Source organism: Pseudonocardia sp. Cha107L01, assembly GCF_052566575.1.
The window spans coordinates 3012684-3039230 of the sequence record NZ_CP199579.1 but is presented as its reverse complement, the minus strand read 5'-3'; the positions used below and the strand labels follow the sequence as shown (position 1 = coordinate 3039230).

At 70.3% G+C, this 26547-nt stretch carries 21 protein-coding genes; 14 read left to right on the top strand and 7 right to left on the bottom strand.

Going from position 1 to position 26547, the window contains the following annotated elements; translation table 11 throughout:
* The first annotated feature begins 151 nt into the window (after positions 1 to 151).
* From ACTXG6_RS14395 to ACTXG6_RS14385, 3 genes are all read left to right on the top strand, one after another.
* A complete protein-coding gene (locus ACTXG6_RS14395; protein ID WP_445190004.1) occupies positions 152 to 3910 on the top strand; it encodes an ABC transporter ATP-binding protein in 3759 nt (1252 codons plus the stop codon).
* Positions 3911 to 4274: 364 nt separating this feature from the next.
* The gene (locus tag ACTXG6_RS14390; RefSeq protein ID WP_445188297.1) at positions 4275 to 4793 is read left to right on the top strand and encodes a DUF222 domain-containing protein; all 519 of its coding nucleotides are present in this window, start codon (positions 4275 to 4277) and stop codon (positions 4791 to 4793) included.
* Positions 4762 to 5523 carry a DUF222 domain-containing protein gene (locus ACTXG6_RS14385; protein ID WP_445190003.1) on the top strand — a complete coding sequence of 254 codons (762 nt, stop codon included), beginning with the start codon at positions 4762 to 4764 and terminating at the stop codon, positions 5521 to 5523. The genes ACTXG6_RS14390 and ACTXG6_RS14385 overlap by 32 nt, the downstream gene beginning before the upstream one ends.
* Positions 5524 to 5565: 42 nt before the next feature.
* On the opposite strand, the gene ACTXG6_RS14380 is transcribed toward ACTXG6_RS14385, so the two are convergent.
* A complete protein-coding gene (locus tag ACTXG6_RS14380; protein ID WP_445188296.1) occupies positions 5566 to 6981 on the bottom strand; it encodes an APC family permease in 1416 nt (471 codons plus the stop codon).
* A gap of 316 nt (positions 6982 to 7297) precedes the next feature.
* On the opposite strand from ACTXG6_RS14380, the gene ACTXG6_RS14375 reads away from it, so the two are divergent.
* Positions 7298 to 11152, top strand: coding sequence for a multifunctional oxoglutarate decarboxylase/oxoglutarate dehydrogenase thiamine pyrophosphate-binding subunit/dihydrolipoyllysine-residue succinyltransferase subunit (locus ACTXG6_RS14375; RefSeq protein WP_445190002.1), 3855 nt, complete (start codon positions 7298 to 7300; stop codon positions 11150 to 11152).
* Positions 11153 to 11240: 88 nt separating this feature from the next.
* Here ACTXG6_RS14375 and ACTXG6_RS14370 read toward each other — a convergent pair whose 3' ends face one another.
* Complete coding sequence (locus ACTXG6_RS14370) at positions 11241 to 11825, bottom strand: peptidase inhibitor family I36 protein (protein WP_445188295.1); 585 nt, start codon at positions 11823 to 11825, stop codon at positions 11241 to 11243.
* A 460-nt stretch (positions 11826 to 12285) separates the two neighbouring features.
* A complete protein-coding gene (locus ACTXG6_RS14365; RefSeq protein WP_445188294.1) occupies positions 12286 to 13032 on the bottom strand; it encodes a LysM peptidoglycan-binding domain-containing protein in 747 nt (248 codons plus the stop codon).
* Positions 13033 to 13325: 293 nt separating this feature from the next.
* On the opposite strand from ACTXG6_RS14365, the gene ACTXG6_RS14360 reads away from it, so the two are divergent.
* Positions 13326 to 13511: a DUF6104 family protein gene (locus tag ACTXG6_RS14360; RefSeq protein ID WP_445188293.1), complete on the top strand. Its 186-nt coding sequence runs from the start codon at positions 13326 to 13328 to the stop codon at positions 13509 to 13511.
* Positions 13512 to 13562: 51 nt separating this feature from the next.
* On the opposite strand, the gene ACTXG6_RS14355 is transcribed toward ACTXG6_RS14360, so the two are convergent.
* From ACTXG6_RS14355 to ACTXG6_RS14340, 4 genes are read right to left on the bottom strand one after another with little or no spacing between them, the layout of a single operon-like run.
* Positions 13563 to 13934: a hypothetical protein gene (locus ACTXG6_RS14355; RefSeq protein WP_445188292.1), complete on the bottom strand. Its 372-nt coding sequence runs from the start codon at positions 13932 to 13934 to the stop codon at positions 13563 to 13565.
* The gene (locus ACTXG6_RS14350; RefSeq protein ID WP_445188291.1) at positions 13931 to 16765 is read right to left on the bottom strand and encodes an FtsK/SpoIIIE domain-containing protein; all 2835 of its coding nucleotides are present in this window, start codon (positions 16763 to 16765) and stop codon (positions 13931 to 13933) included. The genes ACTXG6_RS14355 and ACTXG6_RS14350 overlap by 4 nt, the downstream gene beginning before the upstream one ends.
* Before the next feature lie 18 nt (positions 16766 to 16783).
* The gene (locus ACTXG6_RS14345) at positions 16784 to 17038 is read right to left on the bottom strand and encodes a hypothetical protein (RefSeq protein WP_445188290.1); all 255 of its coding nucleotides are present in this window, start codon (positions 17036 to 17038) and stop codon (positions 16784 to 16786) included.
* Positions 17035 to 17295: a hypothetical protein gene (locus ACTXG6_RS14340; protein ID WP_445188289.1), complete on the bottom strand. Its 261-nt coding sequence runs from the start codon at positions 17293 to 17295 to the stop codon at positions 17035 to 17037. Before ACTXG6_RS14340 ends, ACTXG6_RS14345 begins: the two co-directional genes overlap by 4 nt.
* A gap of 255 nt (positions 17296 to 17550) precedes the next feature.
* On the opposite strand from ACTXG6_RS14340, the gene ACTXG6_RS14335 reads away from it, so the two are divergent.
* From ACTXG6_RS14335 to hypD, 9 genes are all read left to right on the top strand, one after another.
* Positions 17551 to 18591, top strand: a complete 1041-nt coding sequence (locus ACTXG6_RS14335; RefSeq protein WP_445188288.1) for a hydrogenase expression protein HypE — start codon at positions 17551 to 17553, stop codon at positions 18589 to 18591.
* A 102-nt stretch (positions 18592 to 18693) separates the two neighbouring features.
* The gene (locus tag ACTXG6_RS14330) at positions 18694 to 20484 is read left to right on the top strand and encodes a nickel-dependent hydrogenase large subunit (protein WP_445188287.1); all 1791 of its coding nucleotides are present in this window, start codon (positions 18694 to 18696) and stop codon (positions 20482 to 20484) included.
* 3 nt (positions 20485 to 20487) lie between these two features.
* A complete protein-coding gene (locus tag ACTXG6_RS14325) occupies positions 20488 to 21501 on the top strand; it encodes a NifU family protein (protein WP_445188286.1) in 1014 nt (337 codons plus the stop codon).
* 46 nt (positions 21502 to 21547) lie between these two features.
* Positions 21548 to 22201: a DUF5947 family protein gene (locus ACTXG6_RS14320; RefSeq protein ID WP_445188285.1), complete on the top strand. Its 654-nt coding sequence runs from the start codon at positions 21548 to 21550 to the stop codon at positions 22199 to 22201.
* A gap of 1 nt (position 22202) precedes the next feature.
* Positions 22203 to 22844: a DUF6084 family protein gene (locus ACTXG6_RS14315; RefSeq protein ID WP_445188284.1), complete on the top strand. Its 642-nt coding sequence runs from the start codon at positions 22203 to 22205 to the stop codon at positions 22842 to 22844.
* Positions 22841 to 24316, top strand: coding sequence for a hypothetical protein (locus tag ACTXG6_RS14310; RefSeq protein ID WP_445188283.1), 1476 nt, complete (start codon positions 22841 to 22843; stop codon positions 24314 to 24316). The genes ACTXG6_RS14315 and ACTXG6_RS14310 overlap by 4 nt, the downstream gene beginning before the upstream one ends.
* Positions 24313 to 24969: a hydrogenase maturation protease gene (locus ACTXG6_RS14305; protein ID WP_445188282.1), complete on the top strand. Its 657-nt coding sequence runs from the start codon at positions 24313 to 24315 to the stop codon at positions 24967 to 24969. The genes ACTXG6_RS14310 and ACTXG6_RS14305 overlap by 4 nt, the downstream gene beginning before the upstream one ends.
* Before the next feature lie 125 nt (positions 24970 to 25094).
* Positions 25095 to 25370, top strand: a complete 276-nt coding sequence (locus tag ACTXG6_RS14300) for a HypC/HybG/HupF family hydrogenase formation chaperone (RefSeq protein ID WP_445188281.1) — start codon at positions 25095 to 25097, stop codon at positions 25368 to 25370.
* Positions 25371 to 25380: 10 nt separating this feature from the next.
* Entirely contained in the window at positions 25381 to 26508 is a 1128-nt protein-coding gene (hypD, locus tag ACTXG6_RS14295; RefSeq protein ID WP_445188280.1) for a hydrogenase formation protein HypD, read from the top strand.
* Positions 26509 to 26547: the final 39 nt, after the last annotated feature.

Genomic DNA, 26547 nt, shown 5'->3' with positions numbered 1-26547 from the left:
GGCGTGCATGGGCGGGGAACGACCGGCCGACGCACCGAGCGCGTCGCCGACAGATCAGCACCCGGACTCTCGAACGGAGCACCCGACGAACGCGCACGCCAGTACCCCGACCAGCACCCCGACCGACCCCGATATGCCACCCCCCGGCTGGATGAAGCAGCTCCTCAGCGCCTGCTGGCAGCACCCCGGTATCACCGTGTCGGCGCTGCTGGCGTCCACCCTGGGGGTGGGCCTGGAAGCGGTCGGGCCGCTGCTGACGAGGGTCGCGGTGGACAACTCGGTACGCGGGCTCACCACCGGGCTGACCACGCTGGTGGTCGCCCTCGCCGCGCTGGCCGTGGTGCGCTTCGTGGCCGCGTTCTTCCGCCGGTACCTGGGCGGGCGGCTGTCCCTGGACGTGCAGCACGACCTGCGCCGCGCGGTGTTCGGCGCGGTACAGCGCCTGGACGGGCCCAAACAGGACAGCCTGCGGACCGGGCAGGTGGTGTCCCGGGCGATCAGCGACCTGCAGCTGGTCCAGGGCCTACTCTCCATCGTGCCGCTGGCGGCCGGGACGGTGGTCCTGGTGCTCGCCTCCATCGCGGCGATGCTGTGGCTGTCCCCGCTGCTCACGGTGATATCCCTGGTAGTGGTGCCGGCGGCGGTGCTGATCACCGCCCGGACCCGGCGGACCCTCTTCCCGGCCACCTGGTCGGCCCAGCAACGCGCGGCCGACATCGCCCAGCACGTCGAAGAGACGGTCACCGGGGTGCGGGTGGTCAAGGGCTTCGGCCAGGAGAGCCGCGAGGTCGCCACCCTGGAGCGCCGCGCGCTGCGGCTCTACGGGGAACGGCTGCGGGCGGCCCGACTGACCGCGCGGCTGTCCCCGCCGCTCGCCGCGCTGCCGGCGCTGGGCCTGATCGCGGTCTTCGGGTTCGGCGGTGCGCTCGCGCTGCGCGGCGAGATCACCATCGGCACCTTCCTGGCGTTCTCCACCTACGTCGGCAACCTGGTCGGACCGGCCCGGCTGATCGGCAGCATGGTGGTCGCCGGGCAGCTCGCCAGGGCCGGCGTCGAACGGGTCTACGAGCTGATCGAGTCGCAGCCGGAGGTCGCCGACCCGGCCGACCCCGCCGAGCTGCCCGCCGGACCGCTCTCGGTGCGGCTGGACGGGGTGCGCTTCGGCTACACCCGCGACGATCCGGTACTGGAGGACATCTCGCTGACCGTGGCCCCCGGGGAGACGGTGGCGCTGGTCGGCTCGGCCGGCTCCGGCAAGTCCACCGTCGCGCTGCTGCTGCCCCGGTTCTACGACCCGCAGGCCGGCGAGATCCTGATCGGCTCCGGCGAGGACATGGTGCCGCTGCCGCGCCTTCGGCTGGCCACCCTGCGCCGCGAGCTGGGCGTGGTGTTCGAGGAGGCGTTCCTGTTCTCCGACACCATCCGCGCCAACATCGCCTACGGGCGTCCGGACGCCACCGAGGACGAGGTCCGCACCGCCGCCAGGGCCGCCCAGGTCGAGGAGTTCGTCGAACGGCTGCCGGCCGGTTACGACACGCTGGTCGGCGAGCGCGGCCTGACCCTGTCCGGCGGTCAGCGCCAACGCATCGCACTGGCCAGGGCACTCATGTCGAACCCGAGGATCCTGCTGCTGGACGACGCCACCTCGGCGGTGGACGCGACCACCGAGGCGGCCATCCATGCCACTCTGCGGGAGGTCACCGCGAGCCGCACCACGCTCCTGATCGCGCACCGCCGCTCGACCCTCGCGCTGGCCGACCGGATCGTGGTGCTGGACGGCGGCAGGGTGCTGGACGTCGGTACCGAGCGTGAGCTGGAGGAGCGGGGCACGCTGGCGCTGCTCGGCGGCGAGTGCTCCGCGGGCTGCGCAGGCCCGGGCCCGGATCGGCTCTGGCCGGAGGCGGCACCGGAGTCCACCGCCAGGTCGGCCGCGTCCAGCGCGGCCGGCGGCGTCAGCGGCGGGCCCGGCCCCGGCGGGTGGATGGCCGGCAACGTCCCGCCGACTCCGGAGCAGATGGCAGCCGTCGAGGCACTCCCCGTGCCCACCGACGTCCCGGAGCTGGGCCGCGGCGGAGAGCGGGTCGACCCGACCGCGCCGGACCCCGGGTTTGCGCTGCGCCGCCTGCTCCGGCCGGTGCGCCTGCTGCTCGCGCTGAGCGTGCTGCTGGTCGGCGTCGACGCGCTCGCAACCGTCGCGTACCCGTCGCTGGCCCGGCTCGCGGTCGACGGCGGCATCGTCGGGCAGGCACCGAAGGTGCTCGCGCTCGCCGCCGGCCTGGGGCTGATCGTCGTCGCGGTGGACTGGCTGGCCACCTGGTTGCAGACCCTGGTGACCGCGCGCGCCGGCGAGAGCGTGCTCTATCTGCTGCGGGTGCGCAGCTACGCACACCTGCAGCGGCTCGGTCTGGACTACTACGAGCGCGAGCTGGCCGGGCGGATCATGACCCGGATGACCACCGACGTGGATGCGCTGTCCACGTTCCTGCAGACCGGGCTGGTGCAGGCGGTGGTCAGCCTGCTCACCGTGTTCGGCGTCGCGGTCGCGCTGCTGCTCACCGACCTCCGGTTGGGCCTGGTCGCGCTCGCCGCGCTGCCGATACTGATCGTGGCCACCGTGCTGTTCCGGCGACGTGCGTCGGTGGCCTACGCGGACGCCCGGGAGCGGGTCAGCGTGGTCAACGCCGACCTGCAGGAGAATGTGTCCGGGCTGCGGGTGGCGCAGGCGTTCGTCCGCGAGGAGTACAGCGCGGCGGAGTTCGGCGCCCGCAGCGACGCCTACCGGGTGTCCCGGCTCAAAGCGCAGCGCTACATCGCCACCTACTTCCCGTTCGTCACGCTGCTCTCCGAGCTCGCCCAGGCGGCCGTGCTCGCGGTGGGCGCCGTCCGGGTCGCGGGCGGTGACCTGACCCCCGGCGTGCTCACCGCGTTCCTGCTCTACCTGAGCATGTTCTTCACCCCGGTGCAGCAGCTGTCCCAGGTGTTCGACGGCTACCAGCAGGCCCGGGTCGGACTGTCGCGGATCGGCGACCTGCTGCGCACCCCGACGTCGGTGCCGGACGCGCTCGACGGAATCGTCCCGGTGCCTGCGCGGCTGGACGGCGACGTGGTGTTGGACAAGGTCGGTTTCCGGTACCCGAACGCCGACCAGGACGCGCTGACCGACGTTTCGCTGCGGATCGAGCCCGGGGAGACGGTGGCGCTGGTGGGCGCGACCGGCGCCGGCAAGTCCACCGTGGTGAAGCTGCTCGCCCGGTTCTACGACGCCACCTCCGGGCAGGTCAGGGTGGACGGTGTGGACCTGCGCCGCTATCCGTTGGACAGGTTCCGGCAGCGGCTCGGCGTTGTGCCGCAGGAGGCGCACCTGTTCACCGGCGATGTGGCCTCCAACATCGCCTACGGCCGCCCCGCTGCACTGCCCGCCGAGATCGAGGCGGCGGCCAGGGCGGTCGGCGCGCTCGACATGGTGGCCAGCCTGCCGGCCGGGTTCCGCCAGCCTGTCGGCGAGCGCGGCCAGGGGCTGTCGGCCGGTCAGCGCCAACTGGTCGCGCTCGCCAGGGCCGAGCTCGTCGACCCCGACCTGCTGCTGCTGGACGAGGCGACCGCCGCGCTCGACCCGGCCACCGAGGCGGCGGTGCTCGCCGCCGGCGATCGGTTGGCCGGCCGGGCCGGTGGGGCCGACGTACCTCGGCGGCGCCGCACCACCGTGCTGGTGGCGCACCGACTGGCCACGGCCGCCCGGGCCGACCGGATCATGGTGCTCAGCGGCGGCCAGATCGTGGAGCAGGGCAGCCACGACGAACTGCTCGCCTCGGATGGGCGGTACGCGGCGTTCTGGCGGGCCGGGTCGGGCGATCTCGCCGAGGTTCCGCCGGCGGCGGAGGCGGAGGAGGTCGGGTCGGCGGCTGGTTAGTGCTGGGGTGTTGGCCTGCCTGCTGGGTGATGGCGCAGAGCAAAGCGTTGTGGAGGTACGGGGTGTGGGGTGGCTGCCGTACGTGGTTCGTCGGGAGCCTTCCGGGCTCGATTGACTTCGTCGCCTTGTGGGGCCGGGCGCGTTTTACCGAAGCTTTGGACGGGACAGCGGTCAGTTAGGGTGTCGGGGGCCTGAACTTTTTTGCTTGGGTCGGGGACGCTTGTCGGGGACGTCCGGCGGGGTTCGCAAAAAATCATGAAATCTTTTTTCGGGGGCGGCGGTATCGGTCCGGGAATTGTCGTACCCCTTCGACATAATTTTGGGTATGTCGGAGGGTTCGGTTGTTGCGGCGCGGCGGGTGGTCATGGATTCCATGGCCGCGTTGCGCGCACTCGAGCGCACCGGTGATGCGGAGTGTCGGATTGATGGGTTGAAGAGTTACCAGGTTTTGCGGCGCCAATGTGAGTACGACTCGTTGATGCTGGTTGCCGGGTTGGATCGGGACGGGGAGTTCGTCGAGCGTGGGATGCATTCGGCGAATGCGGTCAGCGATCTGCTCGGGGTGAGTTCGCGGGATGGGCGGCGGATGGTGGCGGTGGCCGCCAGTGTGTTCCCCACCCGGTCGTTGGTGGGTGAGGTGTTGGAGCCGAAACTGCCGGCGACGGCGATGGCGTTGGGCGCGCTGGAGATCGATCTCGCGCACGCCGAAGTGATCGAGTCGGTGTTGGCCACGGACGCCGCCCGGCGGATCACGGTGGAGCAGTGGGTGGCGGCGGAGGTGTTGTTCGCCGACTGGGCCCGGCAGTACAGCCCGGAGTTGTTGGCCCGCAAAGCCCGCCGAGGAGCTCGACCTGCTCGATCAGGACGGCGCGCCTCCCGGTGAGGACGATCCGCAGGTCAACGAGCTGCACCTGGCCAAGTCCCGCCACGGGGTCGGCGGGAAGATCAAAGGCCAGCTCGACTCGGCGACATTCGAGACGGTGGCCCGGGCAATCGGGGCCATCCTCAAACCGGCCGCCGACGAGAACAAGTCCCTCGGGCAACGGCAAGCTGATGCGCTCGGGGAGATCTGCGCGCACACCCTCAACGAGGGCCACCTACCCGCACAAGGTGGCGAGCGCCCGCACGTGGCGATCACCATGGGCTTGGAAGCGCTGAAGGCCGGATTGCGTGGGGCGAACCTGGAACTGGGCGGACACATCGGCCCGGGTGAGGTACGCCGGCTCAGCTGCGACGCCCAGATCACCCCGATCGTGCTCGGTGCGAACAGTGAACCGTTGGATGTGGGGCGAGAGAAACGGTGCGCCACGTTAGCGCAGCGGCGGGCGGTCGCGGTTCGGGACGGCGGGTGTGCCCATCCGGGGTGTGACCGGCCACCGAGTTCCTGCGAGGTGCACCATATTGTGCACTGGGTCCATCACGGTGAAACAAAACTCGACAATTTGGTGATGTTGTGCTGGACGCATCACCGGATGGTGCACCAGTCCGACTGGGAAGTTCGCATGCGCGACGGACTCCCCGAGTTCATCCCGCCTAAATGGATTGACTACTCGCAGACACCCCGAAGAAAACCGCTACTGACACTGGCAACCGCCGGTAGCGGTCACCCCTGAGCGTGTGGTCGGCCTGTGCGTTCGCGGCCGGCGCACCCTCGCTTACGCGTTCGTGCTGTCCGCGCTCTCGCCATCCGCGATACCGGCCAACGCCGGGCGGCGCCCGGCCACGGTGAAACCGATCAGCACCAGTACGCCGATGCCCAGCCAGACGAAGCCCAGCACCTGCGCGGCGACCTTTGCATTGATCACCACGTAGAGCAGGATGGCGAACCCGAGTATCGGGAACACGAGGTGCCGCAACCAGTCCCGGCTGCGCTGCCGGATCGCGAAGTGCACCACCACGGAGACGTGCAGCACCAGGAACGCGGTCATCGCGCCGAAGTTGACCAGCGTGCTCATCAGCGTGATGCCGTCGTCGCGGGAAGTCAGGTACACGCCGAGCACCAGCGACACACCCGCGACCAGGAGCGTCGCGTTCACCGGCACCTTCCGGACGGGATGGATCCTCGCCAGGAACGCCGGCAGCTGGCGGTCCCGCGCCATTGCGTACAGCAGGCGGGAGGTGGCCGCCTGGGCGACCAGCGAGTTGGCGAAGCCCCAGGCGATCGCCGTTGTCAACGCGGTCAGCCCGGCCAACCAGCCGCCGCCGGCGACTCGGGCCGAGTCGTAGAACGCGGTACCGCCGGGGTCGCCGTTGGCCAGCAGCGAAGCGGGGTCGGGCACCAGCAGCGCGGCCACCCAGGTCTGCACCAGGAACAGGACGCCGGCCAGCAGCAGCGCGGCGAACATCGCCCTGCCGATGGACCGGGCCGACTCCCGGTTCTCCTCGGCGAGCATCGAGATGCCGTCGAAGCCCAGGAACGACAGCACTGCGATCGACACCGCCCCGAACACCACCGGCCAGGAGAACGTCGCGCTGTTGTACAGCGGCTCCCAGCTGAACCCGTGCCCCCTGCCCTGCGCGAGGGCGACCACCCCGACCACCAGGAAGATCAGCAGCACCAGCAGCTCACCGACCAACATGACCTTGTTCACACGCGCGGTCATCTCGATGCCGAGGTAGTTGACCGCCGTGTTGAGCAGAACGAAGGCGACCAGCCACAGCCATACCGGGATCGCCGGCAGCAGCGAGTTCATCGCCACCCCGGCCACCAGGTAGAGCAGGGCGGGAACCAGTACGTAGTCGAGGATGATCACCCAGCCGGCTAGGAAACCGACCGGTGGACTGATCCCCCGGCCCGCGTAGGTGTACACCGAACCGGCCATCGGGAACGCCCGCGACATCTGCGTGTACGAGCTCGCCGTGAACATCATCGCGACCATGCCGACCAGGTAGGCGAGCGCGACCATGCCGCCGGAGCCCTGGTAGACGCTGCCGAAGATGCCGAACGGCGCGATGGGCACCATGAAGATCAATCCATAGACAAGCAGGTCGCCGAATCGCAGCGAGCGCTTGAGCTCTTGGCGGTAGCCGTACCGCGCGAGATCGTCGTCCGCGGTGGGGCGCTCGTCCACGTGTGCTCCTTCACCTCGGCAACGCCGACCCGGCGAAAGCTACGAGGGTAAACTGTTCTTGACGAAATATTTCTGTTAATCGGGGACCGGGTTTGCCGCCCTCTCCAGGTGATACGGGACCAACGTGGCGCCCGCCACGAGCGCGCTGAGCTACGCGCACGTCCCCGAAGGGACTAGCCTGAGGGACGCTGGCCAGGCAACCCGATCAATTCAAGCGAGGCGATTTACAACCGTGTCCACCAGCAGCTCGTCAGCCGCGTCGGTCCCGCCGTTCCCGACCGCCCAGTTCGGCACGAACGAGTGGCTCGTCGAGGAGATGTACCAGCGCTTCCTCGATGACCCCACGTCGGTCGACCCAGCGTGGCATGACTTCTTCGCTGACTACCGCCCAAGCGCCGACGACTCCGCCAGTCAGCCATCGGCAACCAAGCCAACCATCGACAACGGATCAAACGGGCAGGTGGACACCACGGCGAGCACTGCTCCGGCCAGCGCACCCACCGGACGCCCCGGCACCGACCGGGCCGCCCAACCGACCAACAGCACGGCAACCAACAGCACGGCAACCAACAGCGCCCCCGCGAAGCCCGCCCCGACCAGCTCGGCGCCCGCGAACTCTGCTCCCGCGAACTCTGCTCCCGCGAACTCTGCTCCCGCGAAGCCCGGACCCGCACCGGCCTCGACCCGCCCGGCCCCCGCCAGCCAGCCGGCGAGCCCCACCAAGACGTCCGGAACAGTCGTGGGCACCGAGGCCAAGCCGGCCGCCGGCACCACCTCCCGGGCCGCCAAGCCGGCCGTCTCGGTCGGCATCGACGGCGAGGTCATCCCGCTGCGCGGGGCGGCCAACGCCGTGGTCAAGAACATGAACGCGTCGCTCTCGGTGCCCACCGCGACGAGCGTGCGCGCGGTACCGGCCAAGTTGCTCGCGGACAACCGGATCGTCATCAACAACCAGCTCAAGCGGACCCGGGGCGGGAAGCTCTCCTTCACCCACCTCATCGGCTACGCCGTGGTCAAGGCGCTGGCCGACTTCCCGGGCATGAACAAGCACTTCGTCGAGACCGACGGCAAGCCCACCGCGGTGTCACCCAGCCACGTCAACCTCGGGCTCGCCATCGACCTGCCCGGCAAGGACGGCCAGCGCTCGCTGGTGGTGGCGTCCATCAAGGGCTGCGAGGCGATGAACTTCGCGCAGTTCTGGTCTGCCTACGAAGACATGATCCGCAAGGCCCGCACCGGCTCGCTGAAGGCGGAGGACTTCGCCGGCACCACGATCAGCCTGACCAACCCGGGCACCCTGGGCACCAACCACAGCGTGCCTCGGCTGATGGCCGGGCAGGGCACCATCGTCGGCGTCGGCGCGATGGAGTACCCGGCGTCGTTCCAGGGAGCCAGTGACGAGCGGCTCGCCGAGTTCGGCGTCAGCAAGATCATCACGCTGACCTCGACCTACGACCACCGGATCATCCAGGGCGCCGAGTCCGGCGACTTCCTGCGCCGGGTTCACCAGCTGCTGCTGGGCGAGGACGACTTCTACGACGAGATCTTCACCTCGCTGCGGGTGCCCTACGAGCCGGTCCGCTGGGTGCAGGACTTCCCGGAGGGCGCGGTCGACAAGACCGCCCGGGTGCTCGAGCTGATCGAGTCATACCGCACCCGAGGCCACCTGATGGCCGACACCGACCCGCTCAACTACCGGCAGCGCCGCCACCCCGACCTCGATGTGCTCTCGCACGGCCTCACCCTGTGGGACCTGGACCGGGAGTTCGCCACCGGTGGGTTCGCCGGCAAGTCCCGGATGAAGCTGCGCGACGTGCTCGGTGTGCTGCGCGACGCCTACTGCCGCACCGTGGGCACCGAGTACATGCACATCTCCGACCCCGAGCAGCGCGCCTGGCTGCAGGACCGGATCGAGGTGCCGCACCAGAAGCCGGCGGTTGCCGAGCAGAAGTACATCCTGTCCAAGCTCAACGCGGCCGAGGCGTTCGAGACGTTCCTGCAGACCAAGTACGTCGGGCAGAAGCGCTTCTCGCTGGAGGGCGGCGAGACCGTCATCCCGTTGCTCGACGCGGTCTTGGACTCGGCGGCGGCCGACGAGATGGACGAGGTCGTCATCGGCATGCCGCACCGCGGCCGGCTGAACGTGCTGGCCAACATCGTGGGCAAGCCGATCAGCCAGATCTTCCGCGAGTTCGAGGGCAACCTCGACCCCGGGCAGGCGCACGGCTCCGGCGACGTGAAGTACCACCTCGGCGCCGAGGGCAAGTACTTCCGGATGTTCGGCGACGGCGAGACCGTGGTGTCGCTGACCGCCAACCCGTCGCACCTGGAGGCGGTCGACCCGGTGCTCGAGGGCATCGTCCGGGCCAAGCAGGACATCCTCGACCAGGGCCCGGCCGGCTTCACCGTGCTGCCGGTGATGATGCACGGCGACGCCGCGTTCGCCGGCCAGGGTGTGGTGGCCGAGACGCTGAACCTGGCGCTGCTGCGCGGCTACCGCACCGGCGGCACCGTGCACATCGTGGTGAACAACCAGGTCGGCTTCACCACCGCCCCGGAGAACTCCCGCTCCAGCCAGTACTGCACCGACGTAGCCAAGATGATCGCCGCACCGGTGTTCCACGTGAACGGCGACGACCCGGAGGCCTGCGTCTGGGTGGCCAAGCTGGCGGTGGAGTACCGGCAGCGCTGGCACAACGACGTCGTGATCGACATGATCTGCTACCGGCGCCGCGGCCACAACGAGGGCGACGATCCCTCGATGACCCAGCCGGCCATGTACGACATCATCGACGGCAAGCGCAGCGTGCGTAAGACCTACACCGAGTCGCTGATCGGCCGTGGCGACATCTCGATGGAGGAGGCCGAGCACGCGCTCAAGGACTTCTCCAGCCAGCTCGAGCACGTCTTCAACGAGGTCCGTGAGCTCGAGCGCGGCCTGGTGTCGCCCAGCCCCTCGGTGGAGACCGAGCAGGCACTGCCGGCGAAGCTGGACACCGCGGTGCCACTCGAGGTCGTTCACCGCATCGGCGATGCGCACGTGAACCTGCCGGAGGGCTTCTCGGTCCACTCCCGGGTCAAGCCGGTGCTGGAGAAGCGCTACACGATGTCCCGCGAGGGCAACGTGGACTGGGCGTTCGGCGAGCTACTCGCGCTCGGCTCGCTGGTGATCGACGGCAAGCTGGTGCGGCTGTCCGGGCAGGACACCCGGCGGGGCACCTTCGTGCAGCGGCACTCGGTGGTGATCGACCGCAAGACCGGCGAGGAGTACTACCCGCTGCGCAACCTCGCCCAGGAGCAGGGCCGGTTCCTGCCGTACGACTCGGCGCTGTCGGAGTTCGCCGCGGTCGGCTTCGAGTACGGCTACTCGGTGGCCAACCAGGACGCCTTCGTGGCCTGGGAGGCCCAGTTCGGCGACTTCACCAACGGCGCGCAGTCGATCATCGATGAGTTCATCTCGTCCGGCGAGGCCAAGTGGGGCCAGACCTCGGACGTGGTGCTGCTGCTGCCGCACGGCCACGAGGGCCAGGGACCGGACCACACCTCCGGCCGGATCGAGCGGTTCCTCCAGCTGTGCGCCGAGTGGTCCATGACGGTGGCCGTGCCGAGCACCCCGGCGAACTACTTCCACCTCCTGCGCCGGCACGCGATGGACGGGGTACGCCGCCCGCTGATCGTGTTCACCCCGAAGTCGATGCTGCGGAACAAGCGCGTGGTGAGCCCGGTGTCGGAGTTCACCGACGGCAAGTTCCACTCGGTGCTCGACGACCCGAACCTCGCCGACCGGCGCGGGCCGCAGGAGCAGGTGCGCCGGCTGTTGCTGTGCAGCGGCAAGGTCTACTACGACCTGGCCGCGGCCCGGGACAAGGCGGAGCGCTCGGACGTCGCCATCGTCCGCGTCGAGCAGCTTTACCCGCTGCCCAAGAACAAGCTGCAGGCGGCGCTGGACCGGTACCCGAACGCCGCCAACGACATCCGCTGGGTCCAGGAGGAGCCGGCCAACCAAGGCGCGTGGCCGTACTTCGGGCTGGCACTGCCGGAGTACTTCCCCAACGGGTTCGCCGGCATCAAGCGGGTCTCCCGGCGGCGGATGGCGGCGCCGGCGGCCGGGTCCGGCAAGGTGCACGAGGTCGAGCAGGCCCAGCTGGTCGAGTCCGCGCTGGGCGACTAGTTCCCGACAAGTTCCTGAGTCGACTGTCTGTCCGACGGGGCCCCGGTGCGGTGTGACAACACTGCGGCGGGGCTCTGCCGGTTCGGGCTCAGTTGCCGCGGGGGTAGGCGCACAGCGACTGCATGGACTGGGCCGTCTTACCGTCCAGCTCGCTCACCTGGCCGCCGGGGCTGATCGTGGTCAGAACCAGGTGCTCGGGCGCGCTGTAGATCTTGACGCCGAGGCCGGTGGTCCCGTTGCGGGTGTTGTTGACCACTGAGCGGGCCCCGCTCGGCAGCACGCTGCGCACGTTCAGCGCGGGCCGGCTGTCCTGGCAGAACAACTCCTGGCCGCTGTACTCCACCTTCTGACCGTCGAAGTTGGGACCCGAGTACAGGCAGAACGAGCCGAACGTGCAGTAGGCGTCGGCGGCGACGGTGATCGCGCCGGCGGCCATCGCGGCGCCCGGGACGATGGCCACGGTGAGCAGGCTGGCCACCCCGACCGCCGCGCGCACCCGGGGGCTGAGCAGCCGCGAGGCGACGTCCAGGGTCCGCTGCGCGCCGTCCCACCGGGAACGCGACGGCTCGCTGGCTCGGCCGTAACCCGGGCCGGGGTAGCCGTCCGAACCGGTGCCGCGCCGTGCCGCGCCGCCCGGGGAGGTGTTGCGCTGGGCCGGGCCGCCAGGGGACACGTTGCCCGGTCGCGGGCCGCCGGCCGACCTGCCAGGCCTGGAACTGCCGCCGGGTCCGACCGGTGGCTCGAGCTGCCGGGTGCGTGGCGGGCCGCCCCGGGGCCACTGCCCAGGTTGCTGACCCGGTCCGGGTTGCTGTCCCGGTTGCTGGCCCGGTCCGGGTTGCTGGCCCGGTGCGGGTTGGCGGACCGGGGCACGGAGCTGGTCCGGGCTGGGGCGGCCCTGATACGGCCGTCCTGGCGGGGGGCCCGGCTTGGGTCCGGACGGCGGTGGGCCCGGTATCGGTGTCCCCGGTGGCGGCGTAGTCATGCCGGGCGGGGGGTTACCCGGCGGTGGGCCGGGGCGGCCCCGGGGCGGGCGGGGCGGCGGACCGCCTCGACCGGGCGGTGGCACGGGACCGGGCGGCACGGGGCGGGGCGGCTGCGGCCGGCCGGGGGGCGGCACCGGCACCGGACGCGGGTCAGACATTGAGCCGGCCGCCGGCGAGGATTCGGTCGGGGTCGGTGAGTTGCGGGTTCAGCCGCATCAACTCATCCACCCGACGGCCAGAGCTGCGTGCATAGTCACCCAGCGTACGACCCGGCTGGATCACCTCGACACCGGCCGGTTTGGCCCTGATCACCAGTCGCTGCCCGGGCCGGACCCGGCTGGGTTCGCCGATCCCGCTGTCGGCGGCGATCTGCTCGAACGGCACGTCGTAACGCAGCGCGATCTGGGCGAGGGTCTCCCCGCTGGCCACCCGGTGCTCTCCCGCTATGGCCGGGTCCGGCAGCACACCCGGCGCGGCGGCGTTGCGGGCGGCGGTTCCGGTGGGCGAGGCGGCGGCACTGGCGGGCGGGGCCGCTCGCGGCTTCCTGGACGGTTGCTCGGCGGGCGTACCGGGGTCGGGCGGGGCACCGGGGTGCGGTGGCGAGCCTACGGTCGGAGTGCCGTCCTGCTCCTCGGCGCGCGGCGTCGAGGTCACCGCCGGAACCAGTAGCTGACCACCGCTGGCCGGCTGCGGTCCACCTCGCTGGCCGACCACGACGCCGATGACAACACCGGCGAAGACCACCACCGCGGCCCCGATTCCGAACGCGCGGCCCAGTTGCGGCCGTTCCTCGAAGGTTCGCCGGATCTTCGATATCGCATCCCCGGCGGTGACTCCGGCGGCCTCGTAGACGGCGGCCAGCCTCTCCCGTAACTCATCCCGGCTGGGAAGCGGCATCGTCCTGCTCCGGGATCTCTCTTCAGCGGTGGCCGACGGAGGTCACCACAGGTGGTCACCCGCGGCTGGACGATCGCAACGACCGGTGCATCGCGGCGTCCGTGAGTCTCCCCCCTCGACGGTCGCCAGCACGCCGACACCCCTACGCCGCCACCTTGCTCCGGGTACGCCGGGTAGGCATCGGACCAGGTTGATCGACTTACTGGACGGTAGTGCGCCGCCTTCAACGTCGTCAAGGCCGCCCGACGATCGGGCCGCTCTACCCCCTCGGCACCGCCGGATAGAGTGACCGCGTGTACTTCACCGATCGGGGAATCGAGGAGCTCGAGGAGCGCCGGGGCAGCGAGCAGGTCACCTTGGACTGGCTGGCCGAGCGGCTGCGCGCGTTCGTCGACCGGAACCCCGACTTCGAGGTGGCGGTGGACCGGCTGGCCACCTTCCTGGCCCGCGACGACTCCGACGACGAAGTCGACGACTAGCCACACCGCGACCCCCCAGACCGACCCCGGCTGCCGCCGACCGACACACCCTCAGCGCCGACCGAGCAGGCCCCGGCGGCGGATCGCCTCGCGCAGTGTCTCGTAGCGCTGTGCCACGACCGCGTCCAGGTAGTCGAGATCCCGGGCGGATGCGCTCGGGTCAGCCTTCGGCAGCGGGCTGAGCGTCATCCACGCTTCGTGCCACAGCGTCTCCACCGCCGACTCCCACTGCAGCGCGACGCCGAGCACGGTGAGTGCCTCCCGGTCGGTGGCGGCCGACATCTCCTCGTGCAGTGCGGTCAGCTCACCACCCAGCTGCCGGGCCCGCTCGGCATCCGCCCGGCGCATCCGGTCCACCGCATCGGTCATCCCGCCGGTGATGTCCTTGTAGCGCCGCGCCGCGCCCGGTCCGGTCGGGGTCATCCGCCGGTCCCCCCTCGCGGCTCGACGTCCGGCACCGGCCCGATGTCCGGCACGATCATGACCTCCGGGCGTTGCTGGGTGTAGCGGTCGAAGACCAGGCCGCGGGCCGGCCGGGGCGACCAGCTCACCAACCCCGGGGCCAGCGGCCCCAGCTCGGAGCCCTGTACGTCGAACGCCACCCAGCAGCCGATGTCGTCCACCCCGGCACCCATCGAGAGCACGGCGCGCAGCCGCTGGACACTGCGCCACCAGCCGAGCAGGTGCAGCCCGGTCTCCGGGCCGCCCTTGAGTACCTGGCGCAGGCCGTCCAACCCGGTCTTGAAGGTGTTCGGGTCCTTCTGCTCGAGCACCCCGCTTGCCCCGTCCACCCCGTAGAGCAGTAGGTAGTGCGGCTCGGTGCGGGCCTGCCCGCCGGTCAGCCGGCCGGCCACGTCGGCGGCCAGCTCGGCGACCAGTGCCCCGATCCCGTCCAGTCCGAGGGTGTCCACCCGGTGCCCGTCCGCGCGCAGCCGCTCCGCCAGCTCGGCGGCCGGATCGGCGGCCTCGGGCACCAGCACGGCGAGGGTGAACCGGGCGGCGTGGCTGCCGTCGGGAGTGTGCTGGCGGGCCAGCGACAGCGCCGCCGCGCCGAGTACCGAGGCCGCGTCGGCCACCCCCGAGGAGATCACCGCCAGGTTGCGACCGGGGGTGGCGCTCATCGGAACTGATGCCGCACTGCCGGCCACGTCGATCATCTGCCCGAGCAGGGCCACCGGAACGGCGCGACTGCCCACCTCCACACCACCGGCGGCCAGCAGGTCGGCCAGCCTCGGCGTCCGGCTGGCGTCGAACAGCCGGGGCTCGCCGAGCTCGTCCGAGCGGCGCTGCCACAGCTCGTTCTGCAGCGCGTCCAGGGTGCCCTTGGCGGTGGCATCCGGGATCCGGACCATCTCGTTGCCGTGTTTGATGCCGGACTCGTGGTTGAGCACCGCGTGCCAGCGGGGCAGCGAGAGTGCCACGTCGTTGAGGTCGGCGAGCACCCGGCGCGACCGGGGCAGCGCGACCCGCAGCACGAACTGCTCGAAGATCGCCGGCCGACCCCAGAACGCCTCGATGCCGGACACGTCCTGGCTGGACAGCACGAGGTGGATGCCCTGCGAACGGCCGCGCCGGGCAACGTCCTCGAGCAGTGTCACGGCCTCCCTGGTGACCGCATCCCGCTCGGCGAACAGGAACTGGAACTCATCGATCACCGCCACCACCCTCGGCCAGCGGCCCTCCGGGTCGGCCGCCCGCAGCTCCTCCAGCTTGGTGACCTCGTGCGCCTTGGCCGCCTCCGCGCGCCGGCGCATCTCGTCGGCGAGGAAGCGCAGCAGCGCGAGTCCGAACTCCCGATCGGTGTTGATGTTGACCCCGACCAGGCGCGCGTGCGGCAGCCAGGACGGGTCCCGACGGCCGGGGGTGAACTGCGCGAACGACACGCCTTCCTTGAAGTCCAGCAGGTAGAGCTCCAGCTCGTCCGGCGAGTAGCGGGCCGCCATCGAGCCGAGCATGGCGAGCAGGAAGTTGGTCTTGCCGGAGCCGCTGGGCCCGCCGATCAGGGCGTGCGGTGAGGAGTCGTCCAGCACCAGCTCCACCGGCAGGCCGTCCCGGAACCCGACCGGGGCGCGCACCCCCGCGGTGGAGTTCTCCGACCACCAGAAGTCCGTCGGCAACAGGTCACCGAACGAGCCGACCCGACTGCGCAGCTGCTCCAGGTCGTCGGAGATGGCGTGGCACGCGGCGCTGACCTGCTCGCGCGGCAGCGGTTCGTCCAGGGTGACCGTGGCGTACGGCCCGGTCATCGTGGCGGTACCGGTGACCGGCTCGGCCAGGTCGGCGGGCTCGCGCAGCACCACCGTCTCCATCGGGGCGCTGATCGTCACCGGCACGTCCACCAGCACCAGCTGGATGCCGCAGGCCAACCCGTTGCGGGCCACCCGCTGCAGCGCGCGGCGGTCCTCGTCGCGCAGCTGCGCATTGTTGCCGACCAGCACCGCGATCTGCCACGGCTCGGACCGCCCCTTGGTGGTCGCGGCCAGCGCGCGCAGCGACGGGTGGCCGTCGACCAGCACCCGGGTGTGTACCCGCCGGATGTGGTCGGACAGCTCCTCGAGCAGCTCCTCCAGCCGCCCCGGGTCGTGCACGGTGAGCAGCCCGGTTCGGGTCAGTGGGTAGAGCCCGGGCACCGCTCCGGTGAGCTGGCCGACGTCCCACACGTGCAGCGCGACCAGCCCCGGGCGGAAGTAGCTGACCACCCGCAGCAGCAGCGCCTCGACCAGTGACTCGGCCGCGGTGCGGGTGCGCGGGGTGGATCTGATCTCCAGGTGCGCCTCGTCCAGCAGGGGCACCGCCACCGGGAACGGCGAGTGCGGCGGGGCGCCGTCGACCACCGCTGTCCCGATCCGCCAGAGCTCGGGTACCGGGCCGACGCCGTCCGCCTTGCCGGGCTCGCCGAGCCACCGGTCCGCCGGCTCGCCGGCCGACCCCGGCGCCGCGTCGGTGACCAGCTGGGTCAGCCGCTCCGGCTCGGTGGCCACCCAGTCACCGAAGACGGCCCGCTGGTCGGCGAGCACCCGGCGCACCGGGTCGGCCAGCCGGGGGCTCGCCATCGCCCTGGCCAGCCACGGCTTCCGCCGCGCGGCGTCCAACCCGTCGGCGCGCAGCCACATCTCGAAAAGCGTGCTGGCGTGCCGCAGCACCGCGGCCTCCCGGTGCGCGGCCGCCGCACCCAGTGCCGCACCCACGGCATGCCGGAAGTCGTCGAAGGCCGCCGCGATCCGCTCGCGGCGGTCCTGGCGCCGGGTCACCATCGCGGCCCGCGCACAGGCTCAGAGCCTGGCTTCAATCGCCGCCACCGAGTCAGCTCCACCGCTGATCAACCCCAGCCCTCGCGTCAACTCCTGCTCCGCTTCCGGCAGCTCGGGCGGCACCAGTGCGTCGTGATGCGTCTGGTCCAGCTCGGTCAACAGCGCGACCGCTTCGGTGAGCCGCTGCTCGGCCGATTGCGCACTACGATAGGCCGAATGGAGGCATGCCGACACCTCTTCCAGTGCGGCCCTGATCTCACCGAGTGACTCGGTCACAGCCGTTGCGAGATGCCCTCGGCGGTACTGATCGCCGAACGGACCAGCTGCTGGACCTCGGAGATGCTCTGCACCGCCTGTTGCAGCTGCCCGTTGGCGTCATGCACGTCGGCCTGCGCGCTGCCCTCGGTGACCCGGGTCAGCGACTGCTGCGCCTCCTCCAGCTGGGAGTGCGCCTGCTGCAGTGCACCGAGGCTCTCCGAGGCTTTCTGGTTGGCCAGCGCGATGCCGGACCGCACCTCCTCGATGCTCGCCATGACCGCATTCCTCCAGTAATTCCGCCCGCGCCCGCGCGACGCTCGCGCTATTCGAATGTAGTAGTTGAGAGGGCCCTGGCCTCGCAGGACATGCCCATAGCGGGCCCTCACTCCAACCGGTCCGTGTAGTCCGCCCCTAGTGACCTGGACCACTTACTCCGGACGGTCCACGGCTGGTAGACCAACGGTTCTCCCACCACGCAGGCCAGGCGCCCGAACACCTTGGGCGCCATGACGCCGTAAGGGGCGACGAAGATGTCGACCACCGAAGATCCGACCGTACATATCTTGTGGATCAACGCGGGGTTGAGCTGTGACGGGGATTCCGTCGCCCTGACCGCCGCCACCCAACCGAGCATCGAGGAGATCGCGCTGGGCGCTCTGCCCGGCCTGCCGAAGGTCGCGGTGCACTGGCCGCTGATCGACTTCGACAACGGCCCTGTCGGCGGGGTCAATGACTTCATCGAGTGGTTCTTCAAGGCCGACCGCGGCGAGCTCGAGCCGTTCGTACTCGTCATCGAGGGCTCGATCCCGAACGAGGCGATCAAGGAAGAGGGCTACTGGTGCGGCTTCGGTAACGACCCGGCCACCGGGCAGCCGATGACCACGAGCGAGTGGATCGACCGGCTCGCACCGAAGGCGCTGGCAATCCTCGCCGTCGGTACCTGCGCCACCTACGGCGGCATCCACGCCATGGCGGGCAACCCGACCGGCGCCATGGGCGTTCCCGACTACCTGGGCTGGAACTGGAAGTCCAAGGCCGGCATCCCGATCGTCTGCGTACCCGGCTGCCCGACCCACCCGGACAACCTGTCCGAAACGATCCTGTACCTGCTCTACCAGGCAACCGGCGCCGCGCCGATGATCCCGCTGGACGATGAGCTGCGGCCGAAGTGGCTGTTCGAGGCCACCGTGCACGAGGGCTGTGACCGCGGCGGCTACTACGAGCAGGGCCAGTTCGCCAAGGAGTACGGCTCGCCGAAGTGCCTGGTCAAGCTGGGTTGCTGGGGGCCCGTGGTCAAGTGCAACGTGCCGAAGCGCGGCTGGATCAACGGCGTCGGCGGCTGCCCGAACGTGGGCGGCATCTGCATCGGCTGCACCATGCCCGGCTTCCCGGACAAGTTCATGCCGTTCATGGACGCCCCACCCGGCAGCAAGGTCTCCGGCGCCGCGAGCGGTGCCTACGGCGGCGTGATCCGAGGACTTCGGAACATCACCGCGAAGAAGCTGGACAAGGAACCCAAGTGGCGCGCCAAGGGCCGCGAACTGAGTACCGGCTACCGCAAGGTCTGGTAGCCCGCGCGTCCTGACCTCTGGTGGAACCCGCCCGGTCCACGCGCGTTCCGTTCTCCCTCCCACTCTCCAGCTTGCCTCAGCGCAGAAAAGAAGGCGCCAGCCATGACCGCCACACAGGACCGGATGGGTTCTTTCAAGACCGACAAGAACGGCCTCGTCGAGATGGCCTGGGATCCGATCACCCGGATCGTCGGTAGCCTCGGCATCTACACGAAGATCGACTTTGCGAACAAGAAGGTCGCCGAGTGTCATAGCACCTCGTCGATCTTCCGCGGCTACTCCATCTTCATGAAGGGCAAGGACCCGAGGGACGCCCACTTCATCACCAGCCGCATCTGCGGCATCTGCGGCGACAACCACGCGACCTGCTCGGTCTACAACCAGAACATGGCCTACGGGGTCCGCCCGCCGCACCTCGCCGAGTGGATCATCAACCTCGGTGAGGCCGCCGAGTACATGTTCGACCACAACATCTTCCAGGAGAACCTGGTCGGGGTGGACTACTGCGAGAAGATGGTCGCCGAGACCAACCCCGGCGTCCTCGAGCTCGCCAACCGCACCGAGGCACCGCACGCGGCCGACCACGGCTACAAGTACATCGGCGACATCATGCGGTCGCTCAACCCGTTCAGCGGGGAGTTCTACCGGGAGGCGCTGCAGGTCAGCCGGTACACCCGGGAGATGTTCTGCCTGATGGAGGGTCGCCACGTGCACCCCTCCACGCTGTACCCGGGCGGCGTCGGCACGGTGGCCACCATCCAGCTGTTCACCGACTACCTGACCCGCCTGATGCGCTACTGCGAGTTCATGAAGCGCGTGGTGCCGCTGCACGACGACCTGTTCGACTTCTTCTACGAGGCGCTGCCCGGCTACGAAGAGGTCGGCCGGCGCCGGATCCTGATGGGGTCCTGGGGCGCGTTCAACGACCCGGACCACTGCGACTTCAGCTACCGGAACATGGCCGACTGGGGCCGCAAGATGTTCGTCACGCCGGGCATCGTGGTGGACGGCAAGCTCGTCACCACCAGCCTGGTCGACATCAACCTGGGCATCCGCATCCTGCTCGGCAGCTCGTTCTACCGCAGCTGGGAAGACCAGGAAATGTTCGTCACCAAGGACCCGCTGGGCAATCCGGTGGACCGCAACCACCCGTGGAACCAGCACACCATCCCGGCGCCGCAGAAGCGCAACTTCGACGACAAGTACAGCTGGACGATGTCGCCGCGCTGGTTCGACGGCACGGACCACCTGGCGCTGGACACCGGCGGCGGCCCGCTGCCCCGGCTGTGGGTCACCGCGCTGGCCGGCCTCGTCGACACCGGGTACGTGCAGTCGACCGGGCACAGCGTCAAGATCAACCTGCCCCGGACCGCACTGAAGCCCGAGGCCCACTTCGAGTGGAAGATCCCGAAGTGGTCCAACGCCATCGAGCGCAACCGGGCCCGTACCTACTTCCAGGCCTACGCCGCAGCGCAGGCGCTGTACTTCGCGGAGAAGGCCATGGCCGAGGTGCGCGCCGGCCACACCAAGACCTGGGAGCCGTTCAAGGTCCCGGACGAGGCGGTCAGCGTCGGGTTCACCGAGGCGGTCCGCGGTGTGCTCAGCCACCACATGGTGATCAAGGGCGGCAAGATCGCCAACTACCACCCGTACCCGCCGACGCCGTGGAACGGCAGCGTCCGCGACACCTACGGCACGCCCGGCCCCTACGAGGACGCGGTGCAGAACACGCCGATCTTCGAGGAGAACCCGCCGGAGTCCTTCAAGGGCATCGACATCATGCGCGCGGTCCGCAGCTTCGACCCGTGCCTGCCCTGCGGCGTGCACATGTACCTGGGCAACGGCAAGACACTGAACAAGACCACGTCCCCGGCCATGCTCAACCTCGGCTGAGGAATGGACACCGATACCGACCCCAGAGAAGTAGGCGAGCAGATCGAGCAGCTGCTCGGTGAGCTGAGTGCGCACGCCGAGCCGGCCGTGACGGAGACGGCCGAGGAGCTGGTTCGGCTGCTGATGGGTATGTACGGCGCCGGCCTGGAGCGCATCGTCGCGCTGCTGGCCGACCCGGCCAACGCGGTCGGCCGTCGGGGCCAGTCGCTGCTCGACGAGCTGGTCGGCGACGACCTGGTGTCGAGCCTGCTGGTCCTGCACGACCTGCACCCGGAGGACACCCTGGCCAGGGTCACCCGGGCGCTGGAGACGGTCCGCCCCTACCTCGGGTCCCACGCCGGCGGGGTCGAGCTGCTCGGGGTGGAGTTCAACGACCCCTCCGACCCGGCCGGCGCGGTGGTCAACCTGCGGCTGAAGGGCAGCTGCGACGGCTGTCCGTCCTCCGCGATGACCGTCAAGACAGCGATCGAGAAGGCCATCGTGGAGGCCTGCCCGGAGGTGATCCGGGTGGATGTCGAAGGCATGACAGCGGGCATGACAGCCGGATCGACAGCGGCCGCCGCGCCGCTGGTGGGGCCGGCCCCACCAGCCGGGTCGGAGCCGACCGTCAAGGAACTGCCGCTGCTGCAGATCCAGCTCGGGCCGCCGGTCGAGGACGTACCGGTCTCCTGGGTGGTCCTCGACGCGCCCGCGCTGCGGCCCGGGCAGTGCGCGACGCTCGAGGTCGCCGGCTACCCGGTGCTGCTGGCGCTGCCGGCGGGCAGCCACTTCGACAACACGACCGCGGGTGGGCTGGTGGCCTACCGGGACAGCTGCCCCGCGTGCCGGGGCGAGCTGGACGGGGCCGTGCTTGCCGGGGACCAGCTGACCTGTCCGTCCTGTCAGGCCACGTTCGACGTCCGCAGGGCCGGCCGCGCGATGACCGGCAGCCTGCACCTGGAGCCGCTGCCACTGGTCACCAGGGCTGGAGGGTTGCGACTGGCGCTGCCGCGGACAGCCGTGGGGGTCGGGGCATGACCGACCGCGCGGCCACCGGGGCACTCCTCAACGCGGAGGCGGCGTTATGACCGACGGGCTGGCGCTGCGCCGGCTGCTGCGGCCGAAACCGGTCGCCCCGCCGGTGCCGGCGCAGCAGCGGGAGGAGCACTGCGAGATGTGCTCCGAGCGGATCCCCGACGTGCACTCCCACGTGGTGCACCTGGAGAACCGCTCCCTGCTGTGCACCTGCCGGCCGTGCGCGCTGCTGTTCACCGAGCGCGGCGCCGGGCGTGGTCGGTACCGCGCGGTACCGACCAGGTATCTGCGCGACCCGAGCTTCACCATGGCCGAGACGGAGTGGGACGCACTGCAGATCCCGGTGCGGATGGCGTTCTTCTTCCACAACTCCGACCTGGAGCGCCCGCTGGCGTTCTACCCCAGCCCGGCGGGGGCGACCGAGAGCCTGCTGCCGATGGACGCCTGGAAAGAGGGCCTTGGCGGCACCCGGCTGGCGGCCGAGATGGAGTTCGACGTCGAGGCGTTGCTGCTGCGCCAGGTCGGCGGGGTGTCGGACTGCCTGCTGGTGCCGATCGACATCTGCTACGAGCTGGTCGGGCTGGTCCGGGTGCACTGGAAGGGCTTCGACGGCGGCAGCGAGGCCTGGGAGCGGATCGACGCCTTCTTCGCCGACATCGGCGACCGGGCCCGCGAGCTGCCACCCCCAGAACAGGAAGGCTGAGATGCCCCAGCTCGGATTCGCCTGCACCACCGCGGTGGCCGAGCCGTACGCGGCGAGCCCCAGCCTGCTGGCGACGCTGCGGGTCACCGAGAGCACCGGGGTGCGGATGCACACGGTCGCGCTGCGCTGTCAGCTGCGCATCGAACCGCACAAGCGCCGCTACTCCGCCAACGAGGCGTCCCGGCTCAGTGACCTGTTCGGCGAGCCGTCGCGGTGGGGCGAGACGCTCAAGCCGATGCAGCTGGCCACCATCGGGGTCATGGTGCAGGGCTTCACCGACTCCATCGACGTCCCGCTCTCGGTACCGCTGTCGGCGGACACCGAGGTGGCCACCGGGAAGTACTTCCACGGCCTCGACGACGGCGACATCCCACTGTTGATGCTGTTCAGCGGCACCGCGTTCTACCACACCGAGGCGGGTATCCAGGTCGAGCTGGTGCCCTGGCACCTGGAGGTCAGCTACCGGCTCCCGGTGACCGTGTGGCGGGAGATCATGGACCAGCACTTCCCGAACTCCACCTGGCTCTCGGTACGCACCGAGACGCACACCGCGCTGCAGCGATACCGGGCCGAACGCGGCACCCTGAACTGGGACGACACCGTCGCGGACCTGCTGAAGCGAGTGAGCGGGGCGCCGTCATGACCCACCCGCCGACCGCGCCCCTCGCCGAGATCATGGATCAGGTCGCCAAGGTCGCCGACACGGTCCTGTTCGAGGGTTATCTGCTCTACCCGTACCGGGCCTCCGCGCAGAAGAACCAGCTGCGTTGGCAGTTCGGTGTGCTGACCCCCCAGGACTGGGCGCAGCGGCACAGCGAGACCTGGTACTCGCACACCGAGTGCCTGCTGGAGCCCGACCGCGGCCCGGACGACACGGTCCGGACGGTGCTGCGGGTACGGCTGCGGTTCCTGCGGTTGCGGCGCCGCCGGGTACAGCGCGCGGACGGGCCGGACCGCTTCGTGGACGTCACCGAACTGACCGTCGGCGACGACCTGTACCTGGCGTGGGACGAGGGCATCCCGGCGGTGGTGGACACGGTGCTGCCGGTCGCCGACCTGCTGGCCGGCGAGGTGACGGTGCCTGTGGAGCTGCCCGCCGAGACGACCGAGGAAGCTCTGACCAACGGCACCGGCCGGGTCGCCGGCCGGGTGCTGCGGGAGAGCTGGCCGATCCGGGCCGCGATCACCGCATCGGCCGAACCGGTGCCCGGGCCGTACGGCGCGGTCCAGCTGCGGCTGCGGGTGACGAACCTCGGCGACGCCGCCGATGAGCACGGCGCCGGCACTGATGCCGGCACCGACGGGGCCCAGCCGGACCGGGACACCGCCCTGCAGTCCTCGCTGATCGGCGCGCACAGCATCCTGGCGCTGTCCGACGGCCAGTTCCTGTCCATGACCGACCCGCCGGAGTGGGCCCGCCCCGCGTCCGCGGCGTGCGCCAACGAGCACACCTGGCCGGTACTGGCGGGGCCGCCCGAACGGCCCCGGCTGGTGCTGTCCTCGCCGATCATCCTGGCCGACTTCCCGGAGATCGCCCCGGAGAGCCCCAACGAGATGTTCGACGGCACCGAGAACGACGAGATCCTCACGCTGCGCACCATGGTGCTGACCGACGCGGAGAAGCGGGAGGCCAGGGCGACCGACCCGAGGGCGGCGGCGCTGGTCGACGCGGTGGACTCGATGCCGCCGGAGATCTTCGAGCGGCTGCACGGGGTGATCCGGTCGATGTCGATTCCGGCGCAGGGAATCGCCGGCGCCGGGCCGACGCCGTTCAGCACGGCGGACGAGATACCCACCTACTCCATGGAGACCGGCGGCAAACCCTGGTGGGACCCGGCCCAGGACGCCTCGGTCGACCCGGACACCGACTCGGTGCTGATCGGCGGCCAGCCGGTGGCGAAGGGCAGCCGGGTGGTGCTGCGGCCGAGCGGCCACGCCGACGCCCAGGACCTGTTCCTGGACGGGATGCCGGCGTTGGTCGAGGCGGTGCTGAACGACGTCGACGGCCACGTGCACCTGGCGGTCAGCCTGCTCGACGACCCGGCCTCGGAGTTCCAGGCCTCGCACGGGCGGTTCCGCTACTTCAGCCCCGAAGAGGTCGAGGTCGCCGGATGAACCGCGAAGCCGGCACCGTGACCGCCGTCGATCCCGGGGCGCAGGCGCACCGGGGCAACGTGCTGGTGGCGGGCGTCGGCAACGTGCTGATGTCGGACGACGGCTTCGGGGTCGAGGTGATCCGCCGGCTCGCCGACCAGCAGCTGCCGGCGGACGTCGAGATCGTCGACATCGGCATCAGGGGCATGCACCTGGCCTACCAGCTGCTGGACGGCTACCGGGCACTGCTGATCGTCGACGCGACCGCTCGCGGCGGCACCCCGGGCGAGCTCTACCTGCTGGAGCACGACCTGTCCGGCACACCCGATCCGGATGCACCGCCGGTGGGCATTCCGGACGCGCACGGCATGACCCCGGACGCGGTGCTCGCGCTGCTGAGCTCGCTGGCCACGGCCAGTGGCCAGGAGCCGACCGCCGGGCTGCGCCGGGTGCTGGTGCTGGGCTGCGAGCCGGCCACCACCGAGGACGGCATCGGGCTCAGCGAGCCGGTCGCCGCCTCGGTGGACCGGGCCGCGCGCGCGGTCCACCAGGTGCTCGCCCAGCTCACTCAGGACGACACCGAGAACGAGACCAAAGACGACACCAGAGACAACACCGAGGGCCGAGCCATCGAGGGCCGAGCCACCGAGGCAGGAAAGGAACTGAGCGGATGAAACGCGTAGTCATCGTCGTGCTGTTGCTCGCCGCCGCACTGTTCGCACTGAGCAAGTCACCCCCGGTACGCAGGTACCGCGCGATCAGCGAGATGTGAGTCGGCCGGAAGCGAAGGGAACACGCCATGTGCCTCGGCATACCGGGTGAGATCGTCGAGCTGCTGGCCGACCGCGAGGACTTCGCGATGGTCAGCGTTGCCGGCGTCAAACGCGTGGTCAACATCGGCCTGCTGGAGGACGAGGAGCTGAAGGCCGGCGACTGGATCCTGATCCACGTCGGGTTCGCCCTGTCCAAGATCGACGAGGCGGAGGCGACCCATGCGATCCGGATGCTCGAGGGCATGGGCCAGGCCTATACCGACGAGCTCATCGCGCTCGCCAAGTCCGACCTGAGCGAGTGAGGAGCGGTCGATGAGGTTCGTGGACGAGTTCCGGGACGCCGAGAAGGCCCGGGTGCTGTCCGCCCGGATCGCCGAACTGTGCGAGCCGGGCCGGCAGTACAAGTTCATGGAGGTGTGCGGCGGGCACACCCACACCATCTACAAGCACGGCCTCGAGGACTACCTGCCGGAGACCGTGTCGCTGGTGCACGGGCCCGGCTGCCCGGTCTGCGTGATCCCGATGGGGCGCCTGGACGACGCCATCGCGATCGCCGAGGAACCGGGCGTGATCATGACGTCGTTCGGCGACATGATGCGGGTACCCGGCGGGCGCGGCTCGTTCTTCGACTCGAACGCCGCCGGTGCCGATATCCGGATGGTGTACTCGCCGCTGGACTCGCTCAAGATCGCCCGCCAGAACCCGGACAAGCGCGTGGTGTTCATGGCGATCGGCTTCGAGACCACCGCGCCGTCCACCGCGATGACCGTGCTGCGCGCGGCGGCCGAGGGGCTCGACAACTTCTCCATCTTCTGCAACCACGTCACGATCATCCCGGCGATCAAGGCCATCCTGGACTCCCCCGACCTGCGCCTGGACGGGTTCATCGGGCCGGGCCACGTGTCCACCGTGATCGGCTGCCGACCCTACGAGTTCATCGCGCGTGAGCACGGAAAGCCGCTGGTCTGCGCGGGGTTCGAGCCGCTGGACATCCTGCAGTCGGTGTACATGCTGTTGCTGCAGCTGCGCGAGGGCCGCTGCGAGGTGGAGAACCAGTACGCCCGGGTGGTGCCCTGGGACGGCAACCCGAAGGCGCTGCGGGTGATCGGCGAGACCATGGAGCTGCGGCCCTACTTCGAGTGGCGCGGGCTGGGCTTCATCTCGCAGTCGGCACTGCAGGTGCGGGAGAAGTACGCGGTGCACGACGCGGAGCGGATCTTCTCGGTGCCCGGGGTGCGGGTGGCCGATCCGAAGGCCTGCCAGTGCGGCGAGGTGCTCAAGGGCGTGCTCAAGCCGTGGGAGTGCAAGGTCTTCGGCACCGCGTGCACACCGGAGACGCCGATCGGCACCTGCATGGTGTCGTCCGAGGGCGCCTGCGCGGCGTACTACAACTTCGGCCGGTTCACCCGGGAACGGGTCAAGGAGGCGACCAGAGCATGAGCACCTCGGATCTGGGCATGCCGACCCGGGCGAACTGGG

What these genes read in the sequence shown, in the direction of transcription:
- ACTXG6_RS14395 (WP_445190004.1), top strand. Translation starts at nt 152, where the DNA reads ATGAAGCAGCTCCTCAGCGCCTGCTGGCAGCACCCCGGTATCACCGTG.
- ACTXG6_RS14390 (WP_445188297.1), top strand. Translation starts at nt 4,275, where the DNA reads ATGGATTCCATGGCCGCGTTGCGCGCACTCGAGCGCACCGGTGATGCG.
- ACTXG6_RS14375 (WP_445190002.1), top strand. Translation starts at nt 7,298, where the DNA reads ATGTACCAGCGCTTCCTCGATGACCCCACGTCGGTCGACCCAGCGTGG.
- ACTXG6_RS14365 (WP_445188294.1), bottom strand. Translation starts at nt 13,032, where the DNA reads ATGCCGCTTCCCAGCCGGGATGAGTTACGGGAGAGGCTGGCCGCCGTC.
- ACTXG6_RS14355 (WP_445188292.1), bottom strand. Translation starts at nt 13,934, where the DNA reads ATGACCCCGACCGGACCGGGCGCGGCGCGGCGCTACAAGGACATCACC.
- ACTXG6_RS14350 (WP_445188291.1), bottom strand. Translation starts at nt 16,765, where the DNA reads ATGGTGACCCGGCGCCAGGACCGCCGCGAGCGGATCGCGGCGGCCTTC.
- ACTXG6_RS14340 (WP_445188289.1), bottom strand. Translation starts at nt 17,295, where the DNA reads ATGGCGAGCATCGAGGAGGTGCGGTCCGGCATCGCGCTGGCCAACCAG.
- ACTXG6_RS14335 (WP_445188288.1), top strand. Translation starts at nt 17,551, where the DNA reads ATGTCGACCACCGAAGATCCGACCGTACATATCTTGTGGATCAACGCG.
- ACTXG6_RS14330 (WP_445188287.1), top strand. Translation starts at nt 18,694, where the DNA reads ATGACCGCCACACAGGACCGGATGGGTTCTTTCAAGACCGACAAGAAC.
- ACTXG6_RS14325 (WP_445188286.1), top strand. Translation starts at nt 20,488, where the DNA reads ATGGACACCGATACCGACCCCAGAGAAGTAGGCGAGCAGATCGAGCAG.
- ACTXG6_RS14320 (WP_445188285.1), top strand. Translation starts at nt 21,548, where the DNA reads ATGACCGACGGGCTGGCGCTGCGCCGGCTGCTGCGGCCGAAACCGGTC.
- ACTXG6_RS14315 (WP_445188284.1), top strand. Translation starts at nt 22,203, where the DNA reads ATGCCCCAGCTCGGATTCGCCTGCACCACCGCGGTGGCCGAGCCGTAC.
- ACTXG6_RS14310 (WP_445188283.1), top strand. Translation starts at nt 22,841, where the DNA reads ATGACCCACCCGCCGACCGCGCCCCTCGCCGAGATCATGGATCAGGTC.
- ACTXG6_RS14305 (WP_445188282.1), top strand. Translation starts at nt 24,313, where the DNA reads ATGAACCGCGAAGCCGGCACCGTGACCGCCGTCGATCCCGGGGCGCAG.
- ACTXG6_RS14300 (WP_445188281.1), top strand. Translation starts at nt 25,095, where the DNA reads ATGTGCCTCGGCATACCGGGTGAGATCGTCGAGCTGCTGGCCGACCGC.
- hypD (WP_445188280.1), top strand. Translation starts at nt 25,381, where the DNA reads ATGAGGTTCGTGGACGAGTTCCGGGACGCCGAGAAGGCCCGGGTGCTG.